14 protein-coding genes and 1 riboswitch are annotated in these 17,694 nt (G+C 45.4%); of the genes, 4 read left to right on the top strand and 10 right to left on the bottom strand.

Going from position 1 to position 17,694, the window contains the following annotated elements; genetic code table 11:
* Positions 1–2: 2 nt before the first annotated feature.
* The 3 genes from R7Q46_RS03510 to nfsA form a co-directional block, all read right to left on the bottom strand.
* Entirely contained in the window at positions 3–443 is a 441-nt protein-coding gene (locus R7Q46_RS03510; protein WP_213871288.1) for a low molecular weight phosphotyrosine protein phosphatase, read from the bottom strand.
* Positions 444–512: 69 nt separating this feature from the next.
* Entirely contained in the window at positions 513–1,634 is a 1,122-nt protein-coding gene (locus R7Q46_RS03505; RefSeq protein WP_033906671.1) for a polysaccharide export protein, read from the bottom strand.
* A 414-nt stretch (positions 1,635–2,048) separates the two neighbouring features.
* Positions 2,049–2,771: an oxygen-insensitive NADPH nitroreductase gene (gene nfsA, locus R7Q46_RS03500; protein WP_053350001.1), complete on the bottom strand. Its 723-nt coding sequence runs from the start codon at positions 2,769–2,771 to the stop codon at positions 2,049–2,051.
* Positions 2,772–2,966: 195 nt separating this feature from the next.
* On the opposite strand from nfsA, the gene R7Q46_RS03495 reads away from it, so the two are divergent.
* A complete protein-coding gene (locus R7Q46_RS03495) occupies positions 2,967–3,608 on the top strand; it encodes a MarC family protein (protein WP_005374889.1) in 642 nt (213 codons plus the stop codon).
* 190 nt (positions 3,609–3,798) lie between these two features.
* The gene (locus tag R7Q46_RS03490) at positions 3,799–4,671 is read left to right on the top strand and encodes a patatin family protein (protein WP_053303897.1); all 873 of its coding nucleotides are present in this window, start codon (positions 3,799–3,801) and stop codon (positions 4,669–4,671) included.
* Positions 4,672–4,725: 54 nt separating this feature from the next.
* Here R7Q46_RS03490 and gbpA read toward each other — a convergent pair whose 3' ends face one another.
* The 3 genes from gbpA to R7Q46_RS03475 all read right to left on the bottom strand — a co-directional run bounded on the left by gbpA (position 4,726) and on the right by R7Q46_RS03475 (position 8,723).
* On the bottom strand, positions 4,726–6,189 hold the full coding sequence (gbpA, locus tag R7Q46_RS03485) for an N-acetylglucosamine-binding protein GbpA (RefSeq protein WP_318077290.1): 1,464 nt from the start codon (positions 6,187–6,189) through the stop codon (positions 4,726–4,728).
* A gap of 98 nt (positions 6,190–6,287) precedes the next feature.
* A riboswitch (cyclic di-GMP riboswitch) is annotated at positions 6,288–6,388 on the bottom strand.
* 272 nt (positions 6,389–6,660) lie between these two features.
* Complete coding sequence (locus R7Q46_RS03480) at positions 6,661–7,161, bottom strand: fasciclin domain-containing protein (protein WP_054579379.1); 501 nt, start codon at positions 7,159–7,161, stop codon at positions 6,661–6,663.
* An 80-nt stretch (positions 7,162–7,241) separates the two neighbouring features.
* Entirely contained in the window at positions 7,242–8,723 is a 1,482-nt protein-coding gene (locus tag R7Q46_RS03475) for a deoxyribodipyrimidine photo-lyase (RefSeq protein ID WP_318077289.1), read from the bottom strand.
* Positions 8,724–8,832: 109 nt separating this feature from the next.
* On the opposite strand from R7Q46_RS03475, the gene R7Q46_RS03470 reads away from it, so the two are divergent.
* Positions 8,833–9,138, top strand: a complete 306-nt coding sequence (locus tag R7Q46_RS03470) for a DUF6482 family protein (RefSeq protein ID WP_136976810.1) — start codon at positions 8,833–8,835, stop codon at positions 9,136–9,138.
* Between the two features lie 68 nt (positions 9,139–9,206).
* On the opposite strand, the gene R7Q46_RS03465 is transcribed toward R7Q46_RS03470, so the two are convergent.
* Together R7Q46_RS03465 and R7Q46_RS03460 are read right to left on the bottom strand one after the other, a co-directional pair.
* A complete protein-coding gene (locus R7Q46_RS03465; RefSeq protein WP_017634441.1) occupies positions 9,207–10,187 on the bottom strand; it encodes a rhodanese-related sulfurtransferase in 981 nt (326 codons plus the stop codon).
* 463 nt (positions 10,188–10,650) lie between these two features.
* Positions 10,651–11,946, bottom strand: a complete 1,296-nt coding sequence (locus R7Q46_RS03460; protein WP_318077288.1) for an alpha/beta fold hydrolase — start codon at positions 11,944–11,946, stop codon at positions 10,651–10,653.
* A 210-nt stretch (positions 11,947–12,156) separates the two neighbouring features.
* Between R7Q46_RS03460 and R7Q46_RS03455 the strand changes: the two genes are divergently transcribed.
* Positions 12,157–13,314, top strand: a complete 1,158-nt coding sequence (locus tag R7Q46_RS03455) for a D-alanyl-D-alanine carboxypeptidase family protein (RefSeq protein ID WP_021484077.1) — start codon at positions 12,157–12,159, stop codon at positions 13,312–13,314.
* A gap of 85 nt (positions 13,315–13,399) precedes the next feature.
* Here the strand turns inward: R7Q46_RS03455 and R7Q46_RS03450 are convergent, their stop codons facing one another.
* The gene (locus R7Q46_RS03450) at positions 13,400–16,057 is read right to left on the bottom strand and encodes an alpha-amylase family glycosyl hydrolase (protein ID WP_318077287.1); all 2,658 of its coding nucleotides are present in this window, start codon (positions 16,055–16,057) and stop codon (positions 13,400–13,402) included.
* Positions 16,058–16,186: 129 nt separating this feature from the next.
* Entirely contained in the window at positions 16,187–17,650 is a 1,464-nt protein-coding gene (locus R7Q46_RS03445; protein WP_318077286.1) for a helix-turn-helix transcriptional regulator, read from the bottom strand.
* Positions 17,651–17,694 lie beyond the last annotated feature (44 nt).

Genomic DNA, 17,694 nt, shown 5'->3' with positions numbered 1-17,694 from the left:
ATTTATATTTTTCTTGCCCATGCATGAGCAGCATTTTCAATCAGAGATAATGCATGCTCAAAGGCTTCTCTACTCTGTCTGTATGGATCTGGAATATCCACGGAACCTATCCAGTGACCAAATAACATTGCTTTACCTCTAGCCTCTGGTACCAGCTCCGTCAAAGCATCGATATGACCTTGTTCCATCACCAATATTAGGTCTTGTTTTGCGCACAACTTAGCGGTTAGCTGCTGCGCTTTGTGGTCTAGCAGGTAGATACCACGTTCTGACGCGACAAGTCTGGCGGTTTCATCTGCTGGCTTTCCGGTTAGGCGACTTTTTTCTACGGCAATACCCGCCGAAGAAATCTGTTTATCTGGGAGTAGTTGCTGTAGTAACCGCTCTCCTGTGGGAGAGCGACAAATATTACCTACACACACGACAAGAATGTTCGAAAACATGTTTTGCTCCTTATAGACAACGTTTGAATGACTTGTTTATGTTCAAACAAGCCCTTCAGAATGCTTTTTCTATGGCCAAGTCCTGACTCGAAGGACGCCTTCTGTAAGTTCATTGAAGCCTGAGATGGTAGGTACTAGTTGTGCAATAACGCGATTCCAACGACTGATAGGCGCCGCAGTGACATAAACGATGTCATACGGTTTCAGAGCAAATTCAGTACCAATAACGAGCGCTGCCGCATCGGAGACATCAAGTTGATATATGTCGCCCAGTGAACCTGCGTCTTGTGACCTCCTAATTACGAATACACCTGTCGCATCCGCTGATATCTGATTAATACCGCCAACGTTGCTCAGAGCTTCCGTAAGGCTCATGCCAGCGCGATCTATTTTCAGTAGTTTAGGATCGTTAACTTCACCCATAACGAAAACCTTTTGTGAATCATTTCTTGGCACATGGATGATATCACCTGGTTGAAGTAGCCTATTTTCAGTGAGGTCGCCTTCTTGCATCAGCGCATAAAGAGATATGTTTTCAACTATGCCGTTTCTTGTCAGTGTTACATTTTTCCAGTCGGCGTTTTCGGCTAATCCACCTGCACGGTTAATTGCATCTAACAAGGTGAGTGGGATGTTGGTGATTGGTTGTTGTCCAGGATTACTTACTTCACCAGTAATGTAGGATTTTTTCGAACGAAAAGCTGCTACGCTGACATCCACTTGAGGACTTTCTATGTACTTTGCTAATCGGCGAGAAATATCAGCACGAATTTGACGAACGTTTTTACCCGCAACTTCAACAATACCTATATATGGATAGAAGATAGTACCATCAGCATGTACCCAATTCCCCGCTTCAGCAGAGCTGCGATAAGAACCAGCAGGAATAGTTAGTTCTGGGTGATCCCAAATAGTAATGTTTAGTATATCTCCAGGGCCAACCTCATACTCATAAGCGCTAAGTTGGCGATCTAGTTCAGGGTTGGATTTGGCTTCTATCCCCAAGCTTTTAAGTTGAGATACTTTATCAAGTGTAAGTGGAAAAACATTGAAATCAGAAGTGCGACTAACATTGCTGTCTTCGACGAAGTTTTTTCCATCTGTGGAAAGGTGACTACCGGGTACAGTACATCCAGAAAGAAGTACTGAGGAGAGCACTAAACTAGCTAGCTTTTTATGTTTGAAATTCATGTTTTTTCATTCATCTGACGTAAAGAGCGAGTTGCTGGTAGCAACATTCTTTTCCAGAAAAGACTTCACAACATAACCTTATAAGCACCACCTTCTTCTATTTATAAAGTGCTCAATAAGGGATTGATTGCATCTGGAGGCATGAACTCTAATGAATTTCAATGATTAGAGCAATAGACAATAATGCAGCAAGTGTCCAGATAAATATCGTATTTTTATGTTTTCACTTACAAGATTTCATATTTCGGATAAAAAACTTGTTCAATTAGCTCAAATTTTGTTTATTAGCTCTATATGTAGTGTTTTCTTTCTAAAATACAACCAAGAAAATCTACCGACTAATTATCTCGTTGTATTAAATAGGATTATCAAAAGTGTGACTCGGGTCTCTTTTTTTGTTGTCTTTCGACATGGTCACTTCTTCGCTAGCCCCTTCCCATTCAAATACGGCAGGATGTGCGGACGTGATTCGCCAGCCAGTTTACTGGTGACTTCTTGTGACCAAGTACTCTGTTTTTGATTGCTCGAACGGTTTGCATAGTAGTTTTGCATGGTTTGGTCATACGTCTGAATATCATCCAAGTTTAGGTCTTGATACTGATTCTCATGCACCACGACATGCTTAGGTAGGCGAGGTTTTACTTCAGGGGCTTGATCTGGATGACCAAGACACATACCAAATAAAATGGCGGTATTTTTAGGTAAACCTAATAATTCGTCTACTTTTGGGGCATTGTTTCGTAAACCACCAATATACACGCCTCCTAGTCCCATCGACTCCGCCGCAAGCAAGCAATTTTGTGCCATGATCCCCGAGTCTACAGCGCCTATTAGCGTTAACTCGGTAAAATCAGCTTGAACATCTGGGTTGATACTGGCGTGGCGCTGGTAATCAATACAAAACACCAAAAACTCAGCCGCGCTTTCAACGTACCCTTGATTTCCGGCATATTGAGCTAATAGTGTACGTTTTTCTTTGTCGGTCACGCGGATAATTGAAACGACTTGCAACATGCTTGATGAGGACGCCGCAAGGCCGGCTTGAAGAATGGCATCTAATTGTTCGCTCTCAATCGGTTGTGAGGTGAATTTTCGAATTGAGCGGTGATTGAGAATTGTTTGAATCGTGCTGTTCATGGTGACTTAACATCCCCTGTTACGTGTAAAGGCTGAAGACTCACCTTAGCGACATTTGATGAGTCGGTAAACTATCTCAAAAGAAAAACAATGCTTGGCGCATAAGTGTGAAGGCGAATCGAGAATACACCACTCTTTCTGTTTGAGAGCGTATATACTGTTTTTAGAATCAATAATTTAAATGCAGTGGAAAATATGAAAGAACTCATTGTTCATACAGTTACGGTGTTTATGGGCTTCTTTGCCATCATGAACCCTATCGCCAATATTCCCATCTTTTTGAGTTTAACTGCTGATGAAGATAAAGAAACCATCCGTTCCATTGCGCTCCGCTCGGTTTTTATTGCATTTATTATCATCGCGATATTTTCTATTGCCGGTAAGTTAATTTTTGATTTGTTTGGTATCACGCTTTATGCATTGCGAATAACAGGCGGTATTTTGGTGTTTTTGATAGGTTTTAACATGCTTCAAGGTGATTCGACGCATCAAAAAACCAAAGAGAAGGCGTATTCACCAGCTCAGCAACGGGCGGCATTGAGTATTGCAGTGTCTCCACTGGCGATGCCAATATTAGCTGGGCCTGGAACGATTGCTACCGCGATGAACTTTGCGACAGCGGGTGGTTTCGATCAAACCATTATTACTATCGTTTCTTTCGCTGTCCTTTGTGTGATCACCTATGTACTGTTTTTGTTTGGAGACAAATTGGTCAAAGCGGTTGGACCAAGTGCTCTAAATGTTGTGACTAAAATGATGGGCTTAATTCTAGCGGTTATTGGTACTCAAATGTTCATTGATGGCGCGGGCGAAGCCTATAAAACGGTTTTCTCCTAGATTTCTCTTAGACCTTGCCACCTTGGTTAAGCCCGCAATTACATTTCTAACGGGTACGGATTTTTTGAACTTTAGTTTTCATTTTCTAAGAGAGAAATAAATAGACTTCACCTATTTCAATAATAAGAATATTCAATTGTTGTGATTGCACGAATTTCATTACTCTTTTGGCAAGGAGAATGGGGGAAATATGGCAACAAAAGCAATTGTAGTAGAAGGTGGCGCGATGCGAGGCGTCTTCGCAAGCGGAGTGTTAGATGCGTTTTTAGAGCAGAGTTATAAACCGTTTGATTTTGCAATCGGTGTATCTGCTGGTGCATCAAATTTGATTGGGTATTTGACCGACTACCCGCATCGCAGTATTAACGTCATTACTAAGCTGGCCACAAGTAAACGCTTTTTTGACCCGACTCGCTTCGTTAAAGGTGGGGACCTCATCGATGTGAAGTGGTTGTTTGAAGAATCTAATCGCTTGTATCCCGTCGATGAAAATAAACTGTTTAATGGCGTTCCTTTTCTCGCAGCGACAACAAATGTAGATACAGGGCAGGCAGATTACTATCGCGTGACACGTGATAATTTTCACCATGCGATTGAAGCGACAACAGCATTACCGATTGCCTACAAGCATACCCCTTGTTTTTCTGGCGGTTGTTATACCGATGGTGGGGTCGCTGACTCTATCCCAGTGCGTGAGGCTTATCGTCGAGGGGCTCGCGACATAACCGTAGTACTCTCTCACCCACTGAATTATGCCAAAAAGCCAGTTAAGACCACATGGCTGATGAAGAAACTTTTTGCGGAGCACCCCAAAATGGCGGATGCGATGTTAAGACGTGCAGATAACTATAATCAATCATTGGAGTTTATTCGTAACCCTCCACCAGGAACACATGTTAGGGTAATTGCCCCACCAGATAATTTTCATGTTCAGCGCTTATCAATGCGACAATCCGTTTTACTAGAAGGGTATGAAATGGGGCTGATTGAGGGGCGAGCGCATCTCACTAGTTTATCTGGTGTTTATGGTTTAGACCGGGAAAATTGTCATTTTTGCGTTTGATTATAAAAGAGCCTCATAGTGAGGCTCTTTTTACTTAACGTTCAAAAGGGTGATTTAGTTGACTTTATCCCAAGCCATCTGCCAGTGTGAACCTATTCCAGGCTCGTAATGGTTTGCGCTTTCTTTCCACTGCATACAGTAACCAGAGTATGGGAAAGGTTTACATTGATAAATGCCCCCGTCGCTGGCAAGCACTTTTGTGCCCGCCGTGTAGCTAGATAGTCCTTCAGGGAAGACAAAATCGTACTCACCAGATGGTGGCGGAGTAACTGACTCTTCTTTTAAGTGAAAGTCGAGTGTTTGCTGATCCACCAAGTTGCCATCTTTATCCTTAATACGTGTCACGAGCATATGGTGACCCGGCTCCGATTTACTTAAAGCGAGCGATATCGCCTCTACCGAGCCGTCTTTCATTTCGTTTGCCCAACTTGCAAGTGGTTCGCGATGGTGATTGTAAACGGTGAGTTCTGCATTTAAATCGCCTTCAGAAGTTAGTGTCAGATCCAACGTTGTCGGTGTTGACTCAATGATATACTCGTCTGCTAAGCCATCTACTGTGAGTGAGTATTCCGGAACAGGAGTTTCAATGTTATAGCCGATCTCTACTCGCTCAAGGCCGCTATTTGCTTGCAGATACACCGGATTAGTACCATAAACAGGAGTGAATTTATCCTCTGCATACTGCCCGGATTGCAGTTTTGCTTGTTCTTGGTTTAGCTTAGTCGCGAGTGCGTAAGACCAGTTTTTCGCTTGGCCCATTGCTGCATCGGTAATTTCTAGTTCAGTTCTATACGCCACGTTTTCACCTGCTTGATCAAATACGCGTGTATAAACCGAATCCCCAATATTTAAATCCATTGTAGGAATAATTTGACCGCCTTGCTTCCAATCTGGAATAACGGGACTGCCACCATCAAATTTCACATCGATCACGTTATAAAATGAGGCTGCAGTGTCGCCAACATCCCATACTGCCAGGATGACATGGTATCCCTCGCGAGTAGGCACATTACATTGATGGCTTACCTGTTTCGGGGGTTGAACCATATTGCCGTCGACGACACAGAAAGGAGTTAGATCAAAAGAGTCTCGTGATAGTGAAGCGTTTGGGTTCCAATCAGGCTTGGTGATGTAATATTTCCAGTCGCGCGTCACGTGGTTAGCAGTAAATGTCCATTCAAAAGTTTGTGTACCTGCTTGAATAGGGCGTTTTACCCAACGGTCGGCAGTTTGCTCATCAAGGGCAGCTGCTAAAGCGGTTTCGGCACTCGCTATTTTACCATCGCGAGGCCCTGTTTCGGGAAAGCCATCAGGGCCTTCAACGCTTTGCGGTTCATATTGAATCGCACCGCAGTTATTATTTTTTTCGTTAGTATCTGGCGATGGATACTTACATAGTGCCGAGCGACTTGCAGCGACACCACCATTGGTTTCTGATACATAACCGTGAGCCGCAGCACCTGAGCTAATGCTTGCAAGTGCTAACGCGAGTACGGATTTGGTTGGAAATGATTTCATCACATGTCCTCTGTTATGGCTGACAAACTAATGTCACACCCCGGCGCATGCTGAGCATAAAGCAACGCTACAGAAATTGGACTTCTGTAACACTGAGTCATGGTAACCCCGCTATCATGAGCATTCTTTTAGATTTTTAAATGCTGACAGACCGGAAGCTTTGCTTCCCACCCTTTCGAATGGTTTGCCGAAATGTGATTGAGCAGCCAAAATTTAGCTTAAGAATTTACATGTGGAAAAGTAAACGTCACTGACATGGAATCCTGTTCTCAAATTGAAAGATAACGATATCTTAACCTCGTCAATATTATGCAGTATCGTATTGCAAGATATTGATTTTAATTTTGTTTTTATCTTATTAATAATCATGGAGAATGAATGGAGGTTTGTTGGGGATAAATGGAGAGGAATCGTGCTAAGGGTGGAAGAAGTTCTGTCTAAAGGGCGGAGTGTACCGCCCTCTGGATGGTGTTATTTCGGCATAATGACAGTATCAATCACGTGAATGACACCGTTTTTAGCTTTCACATCGGTTGCGATGACATTTGCATCGTTAACCATGACTTTATCGCCCATGGTTTTAATCATCACATCTTGCCCCTGAACCGTAGTCGCTTTGTCTAGCTTAACAAAATCGGCAGCCATCACTTTCCCTGGGACGACGTGATAAGTCAAAACAGATACTAACTTGTCTTTGTTTTCCGGCATTAAGAGCATGTCGACTGTGCCGTCTGGCAGTTTTGCAAAAGCGTCATCCGTTGGTGCAAAAACAGTAAATGGGCCTTCCCCTTTGAGAGTGTCAACCAGGCCCGCTGCTTTCACCGCAGCAACAAGCGTATTGAAAGAGCCATTTTCAGCGGCAACGTCGACAATATCGGCTTTCATCATGCCATGCTCATGAGCCTTGACGGGAAGCATAAAAGATAATGTCGCCATCAGTGTCGCCGCGATAACTAAGATACGTTTGAACATAATGTGTTCCTTACTAGTTGAGGGTACAACGGGTTCCCTGGAGTGTGTTTGCATTTGTACGCATCGTGATTGAAAGATGATCATCGCGTCCTACTTTCTTTTGAGGGTCTAACATGTCGCGCAAGAATTCGTCTGCCTTCTTGTTTCACATCAGCTCGTTTCCGCCACGTCCATAAGCGCTCTCTTGCTGCCTTAGCTGCTTTGTCTGGTGCGATAAAAGGTGCAAGGTAACGGCTATCTGGCTGCAATTGATACATGACAGCTTCCATCTGGGTCATTGTCCAGGGCTCGAATAAAAGAGGGGGAGGAACCATTTGTAACTCAGGTACCCACTTGTAGATGAACGTACCGTTAGGATCATGTTCTTGGGCTTGCTTGATCGGATTATAAATACGGATTGTGTTAGTCCCGGTTACTCCTGCTTGCATTTGGAATTGTGGGTAATGAATTCCAGGCTCAAAGTCGAGAAACAGTTGCGCTAAATGCGTTACACCTACTCGCCAATCCATGTTCATGTGGTGAGTAAGAAAGCTAACCAGCATGGCACGCATGCGAAAGTTAATGTAACCAGTGTGGTGCAAACAGCGCATGCAGGCATCAATCAAAGGTACGCCAGTATGCCCGGATTTCCATGCTGCTAACTTTTCTTCATCGAAAGTACTACTTTGTCTAATCAATGGTTCGTAAGCCCGATTAACGCAGTAAAACTCCATGTCGTATTCCGATTCGAATTTTTGGATGAAGTGACAGTGCCAATGAAGCCGTGAAGACAATGCAATTAAGCTGCGACGAAATCCAGCGACTTGCCAGTGTTTCAAAAGGTATTGATAAACTTCACGCAAGGATATGTTACCCCAAGCGAGGTATGGAGAAAGTCGAGTACAGGCTGTGCGTGAGGCTGTGGGACTAGAAATGCTTCGATAGTAATCACGACCTCGACGATGAAAAAAGTCCTCTAGTGTTTTCCAAGCGAGCCGGCTTCCTCCCGTTTGCATTCCTTTGCATTTTGATAGCCAGGATGATGGTGGCGAAAACGAACAGCCGAGAGCTTCTGCATCCAATGAATGCAATAAGTCGGTTTGGAGCTCAATAGGGCTTATTGAGGCTCTCATGACAGAGTCCCAATGTTTGTCCCAACCTTGCCGGTTTTTTGCACCTCTGATAACAGCACCGTGTTCGAACTCAAACCAGTCGATGTTCTGCTTATACAGCCAAGCGGCAACTTGTTTGTCGCGCTCAAAGGTGCAGTTGAGTCCTATTTCTTGGTGAGAAAAAACAGCGTTGATTTGATATTGCGCTTGAATTGATTGAAAACATGCTAAGGCATCGTCAAACAGCACCGTGATTCGATGCCCATATGCTTTGAGCGTCTCATCCATGTCTTGCAGTGATTGCCAAACAAATCGCCAGTGGCGCTCAGAATAGTGTGGGTTGTTCAATAGCAATGGTTCAACAATATATAAAAGCACAGTTGGGTGCTTTGTTGATAATGCTTGAGTTAGTGGTTGATGGTCAGTCAGCCTTAAATCTCGTTTTAACCACACGACATTGATTGTTTGCATCGGAATCCTCTTTAGTTTCCGATGTTGTACGCAAGTAAACCGAAGAAATCTCATCCAATGATCGGTTTTATTCTACAAAACGTAAAGGTAACTTTTAGGGAGGTGACACATGGCAATACCATTGAGTAAGTTACAAAAATACTTCTATGTAGATAAATTGGTCATTCATTCGCTTGATCTCGCATTGTATCAGGCATCTGTTGTGATTGATGGAGAAGCGCAATTTATCACTGATGACAACGGCATCTTTTTGAGGGCTCATTCCCTTATCGAGATGCAAAAGAAGTGCAGGAATATCAAAGCAAATAAGCAGGTTTTAGTACATCAAAGTGCTTATGATGAAATGGTGGGGCTACCCGAAGGCAAAAGAAACAATCAACTAGAGGTATTGGTGAGGGATACAAAATTGTACTGAAAGAGTATTGGTGCGCAGTAAAAGCGAGCCACTATACGGCAGCTCGCTAAATATAAGGAGAGTTGGGCTTAGTCTTGTTTACGCTGCGCTTCTTTTTGCGCGTACTTAGCGGCACGTCGGGCTTCTCTTTGCTTGGCACTTTCACCACCAACATGCTGCTCGCCTCGCTGCTCTGCAAGAACAATTTGTTTTTCACGCTCGCGGAATCGAGCAATTTGTTCTTCTGAGTGTGTGCCGTGACATTTTGGACAGCTCACGCCTTGCTCGAACAATTCTGACTGTTTGTCTTCTTCAGTGATCGGTAGACGACAAGCGTTACATAAATCGTAATCTGCTTTTTCTAGCTGGTGGTTCACGGCAACACGACCGTCAAATACGTAACAATCGCCTTCCCACATGCTCTCTTCTTGAGGAACTTCTTCAAGATATTTAAGAATGCCGCCTTCTAGGTGGTAGACCTCATCAAAGCCCTGTTCTTTCATGTAAGCAGTTGATTTTTCGCAGCGGATACCACCGGTACAGAACATCGCAACTTTCTTGTGTTTTGCCGGGTCCATGTTTTCTTTTACATAGTCTGGGAATTCACGAAAGGTTTCAGTATTTGGGTTTACAGCGCCTTTGAATGTCCCGATCTCGATTTCGTAATCATTACGTGTATCGACAACAAATACTTCAGGATCAGCAATAAGATCGTTCCACTCTTGAGGTTTCACGTAAGTCCCCACTACGTGGCGAGGGTCTATACCTTCAACACCTAATGTTACGATCTCTTTTTTCAATTTCACTTTGGTGCGATTGAATGGCTGGGTCTCAGAATACGACTCTTTGTATACGGTGCCAGTCAAACGAGGTTCGTTGTTTAGCCACTCCAGTAGCGTATCAATACCTGCACGATCAGATGCAACAGTACCGTTGATACCTTCACTTGCCAGTAGTAATGTTCCGCGAATATGGTGTTTTTCCATCAACGCAAGTAATGGCTCGCGTAGCTCTTGATAGTTATTCAGCTCAACAAACTTGTACAGCGCACAAACTACATACTGACTCATGAGGTTTCCTTTAAAAATACAGGTGGTCAACGACCTTAAAATTTTAGCGGCACGAAGTATACCTGACTAAACTAGTCGGAAATACGGACAAATTATACGGATATTATGAGTAGGCGGGGCCTGGCGGTCTTTGATAGGGGGTGCATGTCCGCAGGTGAAGCCGCTATGTGTTCAAATTATAAGCATTAATTATAGTGAGTCAGGTAGGTTGGGGCCGATACTTTTGGTTTAAATTTATGTTGTTATTCTGTTTTAGGCCCTTCAAAAAAGTTAGGCGCAAGAAGCACCAAATAATCACCGGAGTCATTGACAAGGAAAGGACATGTCGCAGTTTTATACATGAGGTGGTGAGGGATAAAGGTTTAGGGACAAAGAGTGAATGACTGATCGCCATTGTTCATAAGCCGCTATAAACGCCTTTTCACCAAATACTGAAAAGGCGTTTTTCTAACGTCTGTCCTGCTTATTTCAACGTAGCTGCGGTCTGTTTTCCCATGGCAATGAGCCTGTCGAGAATACGTTCACCGTCGGCACGCAAACCGTTGTGCTCGTACTCGTTGGTGATCCACGCTTTTGAATTTGGGATTAACGCGAGTGTCTCTCGGCTGATATCCATTTCAACAAACATATCATCGGCGTAAACGGCGCAACTGACAGGAACTTTATTTTGAGCCAATTGTGTTTGATCGTACAGCGCAGCCCAATCGTCTTTCGCGGCCAATATTTCTGCGGCGTCTTTTAGTGGTTTGAGGTTGACGTATTGGTCGAACATCCACGGGAAGACCATTTCCCCCGTAAAGTAAAATGGCTGGCCAGGTTCATAATTAAACTCTGGTCGGGTTTGGCGAACACGGTGCGCACTCCAATTCGACGCAAAGCCTTGGCAGTAAATCGATTCATGCAAAATGGCGTAGATCGGGTTGGTTTGGAAGTTTTGCTGCGCCAACATATCGTTCAAGAACTCATAACGAAGTTGTGGTTTGCCGTTCACTTCAATCAACGCGCTTTCTAGCCAATAGTAAGTTGGCAAGAAAGTATCACTCACACCAAAGTTGATGCCGATTTGTTGAAATTGCTCCACCGTGAAGCGTTGACCATTTGGTAGGTACTCTTCGTTTTCCAGCAAGTGATTCGCAATGTTTTGGCAAAGTTGTTGCGCACTTGGAAATTGTTGGAAGAACGCTTGGTTTTTCTCCATGGTGCGTTTGAAGGTGGCTTCATACACATCGTCGGCATGACGCGAGACTGATGGCACGCCACCTGTGATGTAGCTTTGTAGCAAGCTGTCTGGGAACAAAGACAAATAGGTGAGGGAGCAAAAACCACCAAAGCTTTGACCTAAGATCGCCCATTTTTCGACGCCAAATTGCTCACGAATGTATTCCGCGTCGCGCACGATGTTATCCGCTCGGAAGTGGCTCAAGTAGTCTGCTTGTTTTTCTGGCGTGAGGTGAGCAAGCGTCTGGTGATTAATTACGCTGCTGTTGCCCGTACCGCGCTGGTCGAGAAGCAAAACTCGGTACTCTTGCAGGGCGCGTTTTACCCAGCCATTATTGCCGTTTTGACGTGGAGAGGGAAAGCCAGGCCCTCCCTGAAAGTAAACCAACCAAGGTTTGGTCGATTCTTCATCGTCAACTAGGCAAACCGAACGGGCGAAGACTCTAATGGTGCCTTTGCTCGCGTCTTGGTAATCCAGAGGAACGGTAAAACTGTGGGGAGTGTAATGCAATCCTGCGTCGATAAATGATTGAGCGTTCATTGTTATCTTTATTTCCTTATTGAGGGGTAGCGCTACTTTACTGCGAATGGCGCGAAGAACCAACGCTATTTCCCAATTGCCTCTTCAGTTCTATACCTTGGTCAAATCAATGTAAGTTCAAGAAAATGAAACGATTAGCGACTGGTGCAACTGGTTGAGTGAGCTATGCTCAATAGAGTTGCGACAAAGTAAGAGCATGGAGGAAGTCGGATGAAAGTGTCACTGGCTCGATGGACAATTGTGACTTGTTTAATAAGTGTACCTACTTTTGCCGTTGTTACGCCCAACCCACCTCAGTTACAGGCAAAAGGCTACGTATTAATGGACTTTCAATCCGGTGCCATTATTGCCGAGCATAACGGGCGAGCAGGCCTTGCTCCGGCGAGTTTAACCAAGTTGATGACCGCTTATGTAGTTGGACAAGAAATCAAAGCGGGGCGTTTGAAATGGGATGATGTTGTCACCGTGAGCGAAAACGCGTGGTCGGCCAAGTTTCCCGGTTCTTCTAAAATGTTCATCAAACCGAAAGATGAAATTAGTGTTGCGAACTTAATGCGCGGCGTGATCATCCAATCAGGAAATGACGCATGCGTTGCACTGGCTGAGCACGTTGCAGGCAGTGAACGCGGCTTTGTCGCCTTGATGAACGGTTGGGCGGAGAAATTAGGACTGCAAGACACCTATTTTGTGAACTCCCATGGTCTTGATAGTGATGGCATCCAAACCTCACCAACCGATATGGCAAAACTCATGCAGTCGATCATCAGCGATGTTCCCGATGTGTATGCGCTATACAGCGAGAAAGTCTTCAAGTGGAACGACATTACGCAGTACAACCGCAATAAGTTGTTGTGGGACAATTCCATTGATGTCGACGGGGGCAAAACCGGCTACACCAGCAATGCCGGATACAGCTTGGTGAGCTCGGCCAAAGAAGGAAGAATGCGCCTTATCTCGGTGGTGATGGGCACGCCAAGTAAACAGGCTCGGATCAGCCAATCGAAGAATCTACTCAGCTATGGTTTTCGTTTTTATGACACCAAGCAAGTTGCTAAGCAGGGCCAAGTTGAGTCTAAAGTTCGCGTTTGGAAGGGTAATGCCAATCAAGTTGAGGCGATCTTCGCTAAAGATGCCTATCTCACTCTGCCTCGTTCAATGACGGCTGGGCTTGATAAGAGTGTGGTGTTAAATGAACCATTGATTGCACCGATAGCGCAAGGGGATGAGATTGGTAAGGTCGTTTGGAAAAGCGATGACAGTACCGTGGCGAGTTATCCCTTGGTCAGCAGCCAAGCGGTAGAAGAGGGCTCGTGGTTCGGTCAGCTTTGGGACAGTCTGGTGCTGTGGGTGAAATCGTTCTTTAACTAGAATAAAAACGAGCAGAAGTGTCTTTCTGCATTCTTTCGTTGATGACCGCCCTGCTATAACGCTGGGCGGTGTCTTATTTAACGGTTTATTCCGACAAGGTGATGATTGGTAAATCGTCCCAAATCTTACTTTCATCCGATGCGCCACCGGAGAAGTTCCAAGGGCCTTTGTCTTGCTCTAGCGGACGGTAAGTTGCCGAAAGGCCGTCTAAGTCCCAAGTCGTGACATAGAAGCGGATACCATCGAGCGAATCTGGGCGGCCTAGTGCATCGCTAGCAAAGTCCATTGAAATGGTGTTGTTGGCTTTGTCTACTGTCACTGTTGGTGCTGGCGTGACCGCTTCTCCCCATGTCGTCGCATTTGCTCCTTTGGTGTTGTAAATCGAGCTTTGCCAGCCAAAAACAACCGCATTGCGACTCCAGGTTCCGCTTGGCATAGAAGCGTTGATCTTAGGCAGTTCCGTCAGGTTGGTTGCGGCTTCTTCCGGTAAATCAATAAAGATGGTGAAACCCACGTGGTCGAAGCCGTTTGGTGGCAACCAAGTGTCGGTGATTTTGTCCATAGTGAAGGTCAAACGTACGTTACTGCCAACGGTAAACACTTCTGCTTTGTTGATCGCGAGTTGGCTGTTGTCTTTGTCGAACGTTGGATCGGTTGGTAATGAGTAGTTGCCGTTTGGGCCGCCCACGCCGTCTTGTGCATCGCCCGCATCATCAATGGTGTCGTCCGGCGTGTTTGACCAGCTTAGGTTGGAGACAAAATTCACGTCCTCGATGCCTGCTTTTTTCTCGGTGGAATAAATCGCGAAGCGGTGCTGTTGCTCGCCAATCGCAAAATGACGAGTCGACAGCGTGACACTAAACTGACCATCAGCACCTACAGTAATGGTTTGCGCTGTTTCCAAGTTACCATCGACGACAAGGTTCAACTTCTCGTTGGCGTTCGCACTACCCGCGATAACAATATCACCAGTGATGGTTTGTCCTTCCCAATCCTGCGCTAGTTGGATGTTGAGGTCTGGGGTATCTACCGATTGGGTGTCGTTAGTTTTCGAGTAAATCACGGCAGATTTGGCTGGTAGCTCAAGGGTTACGTGACCATTTTCATCTGCGACTAACTGTTCTGGAGCTTCTGCCCAGTTCGACATGATTTGTTGTTTGAAGACGGTGCCGCCAACTTGTTCTACATCGAGTTGGTTCATCAACATTGGCGAGTTGGATGTGTTCATCACAACCAAGACTTCGTCGTTATCCAACGTTCGGGTAAAGGCGAAGACGCCCGCGCCCGCTTTATCGCTGCCAATCACTTTCATTTCGCCGCGTGTCATGACTTTGTTTTCAGTGCGTAGCTTGGCAAGTTCTTGAATAAACAAGTACATCTCACTGTTTTGGTCGAATGAGTCCACGTAGTCGCCATCTTCACGGTAACCGCCAGCAAACATCGCATCGCGCGCTGCTGACATCGCCTGTTCTGTACCTTGGTAAATCACAGGAATACCCGGCACGCTCATCATGGTGATCAGTGCTTGTTTCATGTCATTCACGCTACCTTGCGACAGAAAGCGCGGCATGTCGTGATTATCAATGAAGTTCGGCATGATGTACGGATTCGGGAACATCTCCATCATTTTCTCAAGACGGAAACGTAAATAGTCGGTCGGTTGTCCTGATGCAAATACGCGCGTCATGGTCGCTTGCAATGGGAAGTTCAGTACCGAGGTTAGCTGTTTCGGCGAGCCACTATCACCGATGTAAGTCAACATTTTCTCTTCGCCTTCGGTGTGGTAAGGCGTAGATGTTTCGAATACTTCACCAAAAGTGAGGAAGTTGTCACGACCGGTATCAACCGCTTGCGTCATCACACCATCGTCGGCGTGTAGGAAGTCGTTCCAGAAGTCGTGTTCAATAAACTTCACCGTATCGATACGGAATCCGTCGACGCCGGCTTCGCGAATCCATTTTCGGTAGCTCTCTTTTAGATAAGCGCGTACTTCAGGATCGGACGTATTAAGGTCATCCAAATCAGAGAGCTGCCAGGTTTTTTCTTGTACCGGATCGTTGTGGTCGGTGATGCTTGGCGTCCAGTGGTAGCTGCCTGTGCCATCTTCTTTACACTCATTCTTGTTGAGCGGGTAAGGCAGTTCTTGTCCGGCGGGTAGTGCATTTTTTATCAAACGGAAACCTTGACAAGGTAGGCTTGGATCATAACTGTAAGGATCGTCGTAGGTAAAGAAGTTGCCTACATGGTTGGTCACGATGTCCTGAATTAAGAACATGTTACGCGCATGCACTTCGCGTGCTAACGCTTGGTAGCTTTCCATGTCACCAAAGTGTTCATCCACTTTTTGGAAATCGCGCGCCCAGTACCCGTGGTAGCCGCCGTAGTTTTGCTCTGCATCCCACCATTGGTTAGCAACTGGCGGCGTAATCCAGATAGAGGTTGCGCCTAGGTCTTCGATGTAGCCCAGTTTGTCGCTGACACCAACCAGGTCACCACCACTGAATTTTTTGTCTGAGGTAGGATCGTACTCATTCTGACCTTGATCGTTAAGCGTGTTGTCGCCGTCGTTAAAACGGTCGATCATCAAGAAGTAAATGATCTGGTCTTGCCAATCAGGAGATGCCACGTGGCTTCCTGTATCGATTGGTGTGGTTTCGTCGCTTCCACAGCCAGAAAGAGCAAGTGCGATCGCTAAAGGAAGTATTTTTATTTTATTCATTGAGTTAGGTAGAGTTTCAAACACGGTCTTTGCCTCCGTTATGCAGCAATGCAGAAACGATAAAGCAAAGGTTTGAAATTGAGAGTGTCATTTCACGCCAAAAAAGACGTGAAATGATGTCACGAAGAGACGATTTTGATCTGACCGACAGTTTTAATTGATCGGTTGCACAATAGGATATTGTATCGGGTAATGATCTTTCGCGAGCTCGTTGTCGGATTCATCATAAAGGCGGAAACGGCACTGCTTTGCAGTTTGAGTGAGCGATAATTGCAGCACCCAACAAGCATAATGTAGCGAGTGTTGGGTCAAGCGCATTGCGTGAGGTGTAGGGGCATCATCGACGTAACAGTCAATCCTCGAAACGTTTTCAAGTCGGCATGCCAGTTCGATAAAGAGCGTGTATTGCGCCCCAATATTAATAAGCTGCCGAGTCGGGACAATGTATTCCGTTGCGCCAATTAAAAGCCCCTTAGAAACCACATAGTCACGCTGGTGGTTATTCTCAATGTAACGTTCCCCATCGACTTCATAACAAAGGCGAAAGGTAAGGGGGTGCGCTACCGGAAGTTCGGTCGTTGCCCAGAGTTCGGTGCCATTATTCAAGAAACGCTCGAAGAAGGCAGGGTAGCGACGCCACGCGCCATCACGATCTCGACACTCAACGGAGACCACTTTTTCAAACGCAATGTTATCTACTTCCATCCAGATTTTACCGACGGGTTGGTCAATATCGTTATCGGCTAAAGTATTGGCTTTGGCATAGTACAAGCGGATGGGCTGGCTATTGAGATGAGTGCGGTTATCCAAGCACTGCTGACGATATTGCATTGGCGAAAATGGATACCAACGGCGAAAGGTTCTATGGAAGTTGGAAGGTTCTTCATAACCAAGTTGATAGGCGATTTGCTGCGTTGTGAGTTGGGTGTCGGCAAGCAAAGTGAGTGCTTGCTTTCTTTTAGCGAAATCAACGCATTGAGAGTAGCTCATTTGCTTCTCTTGCAGTCGACGTTGCAAGGTGCGTTTGGAGACGCCCAGTTGCCTTGCCGCTTGCTCTAACTTGAGCGCGTAATTGCTGTTTTTGATGAACAAGGCGTTCAAAACACTCAGTAATTCTGGTTGCTCAATTGGCTGGTGAGAAAGCAGCAAATAAACATGTTTCACCAGTTCAAACACGCTTGAACTCGTTTTAGAATCTCGCGTTTCCTCTAGAAAAATATTGGCCGCGAGTGGATTGTTGGCGTGAACTTGTACCTGTATTGATTCGCTTAACTCAAGCATTTCCAACTGCATTTTGAGCAAGCCAAACACCGACTCCGCCCAATTTGGCATATCGCCCGTTCTACATTCGACTTGCAGATGGATTTGGGCATCACCATGTTGCAATGTGACGTACAAACGGCGGTCGAATAATGAGACACTTTTACTCCACCAAAGCAGCCCTTCTTGGAGGTTAGGCGCTTCTTTCAACATCATGCATTGCAAGGCCACCAACTTCTCAATGTGCCAATATTCGCCGGCAATTCGAAGGTGATTGTGACCGAGCTTTTTGCACAGAAAGGATGTAATAACGTTATCTTGAGGCAGCATGAGTTGAGTTTGGTTGCGAGCAAACATGCATTATTGCCGAAAAGATGAAGAAGTTCAGTGAGAACGCTCAA

The sequence above is a fragment of the Vibrio sp. 811 genome (assembly GCF_033339195.1).
The sequence above is the reverse complement of the archived record's forward strand: the minus strand, read 5'-3'. Positions and strand labels throughout refer to the sequence as shown.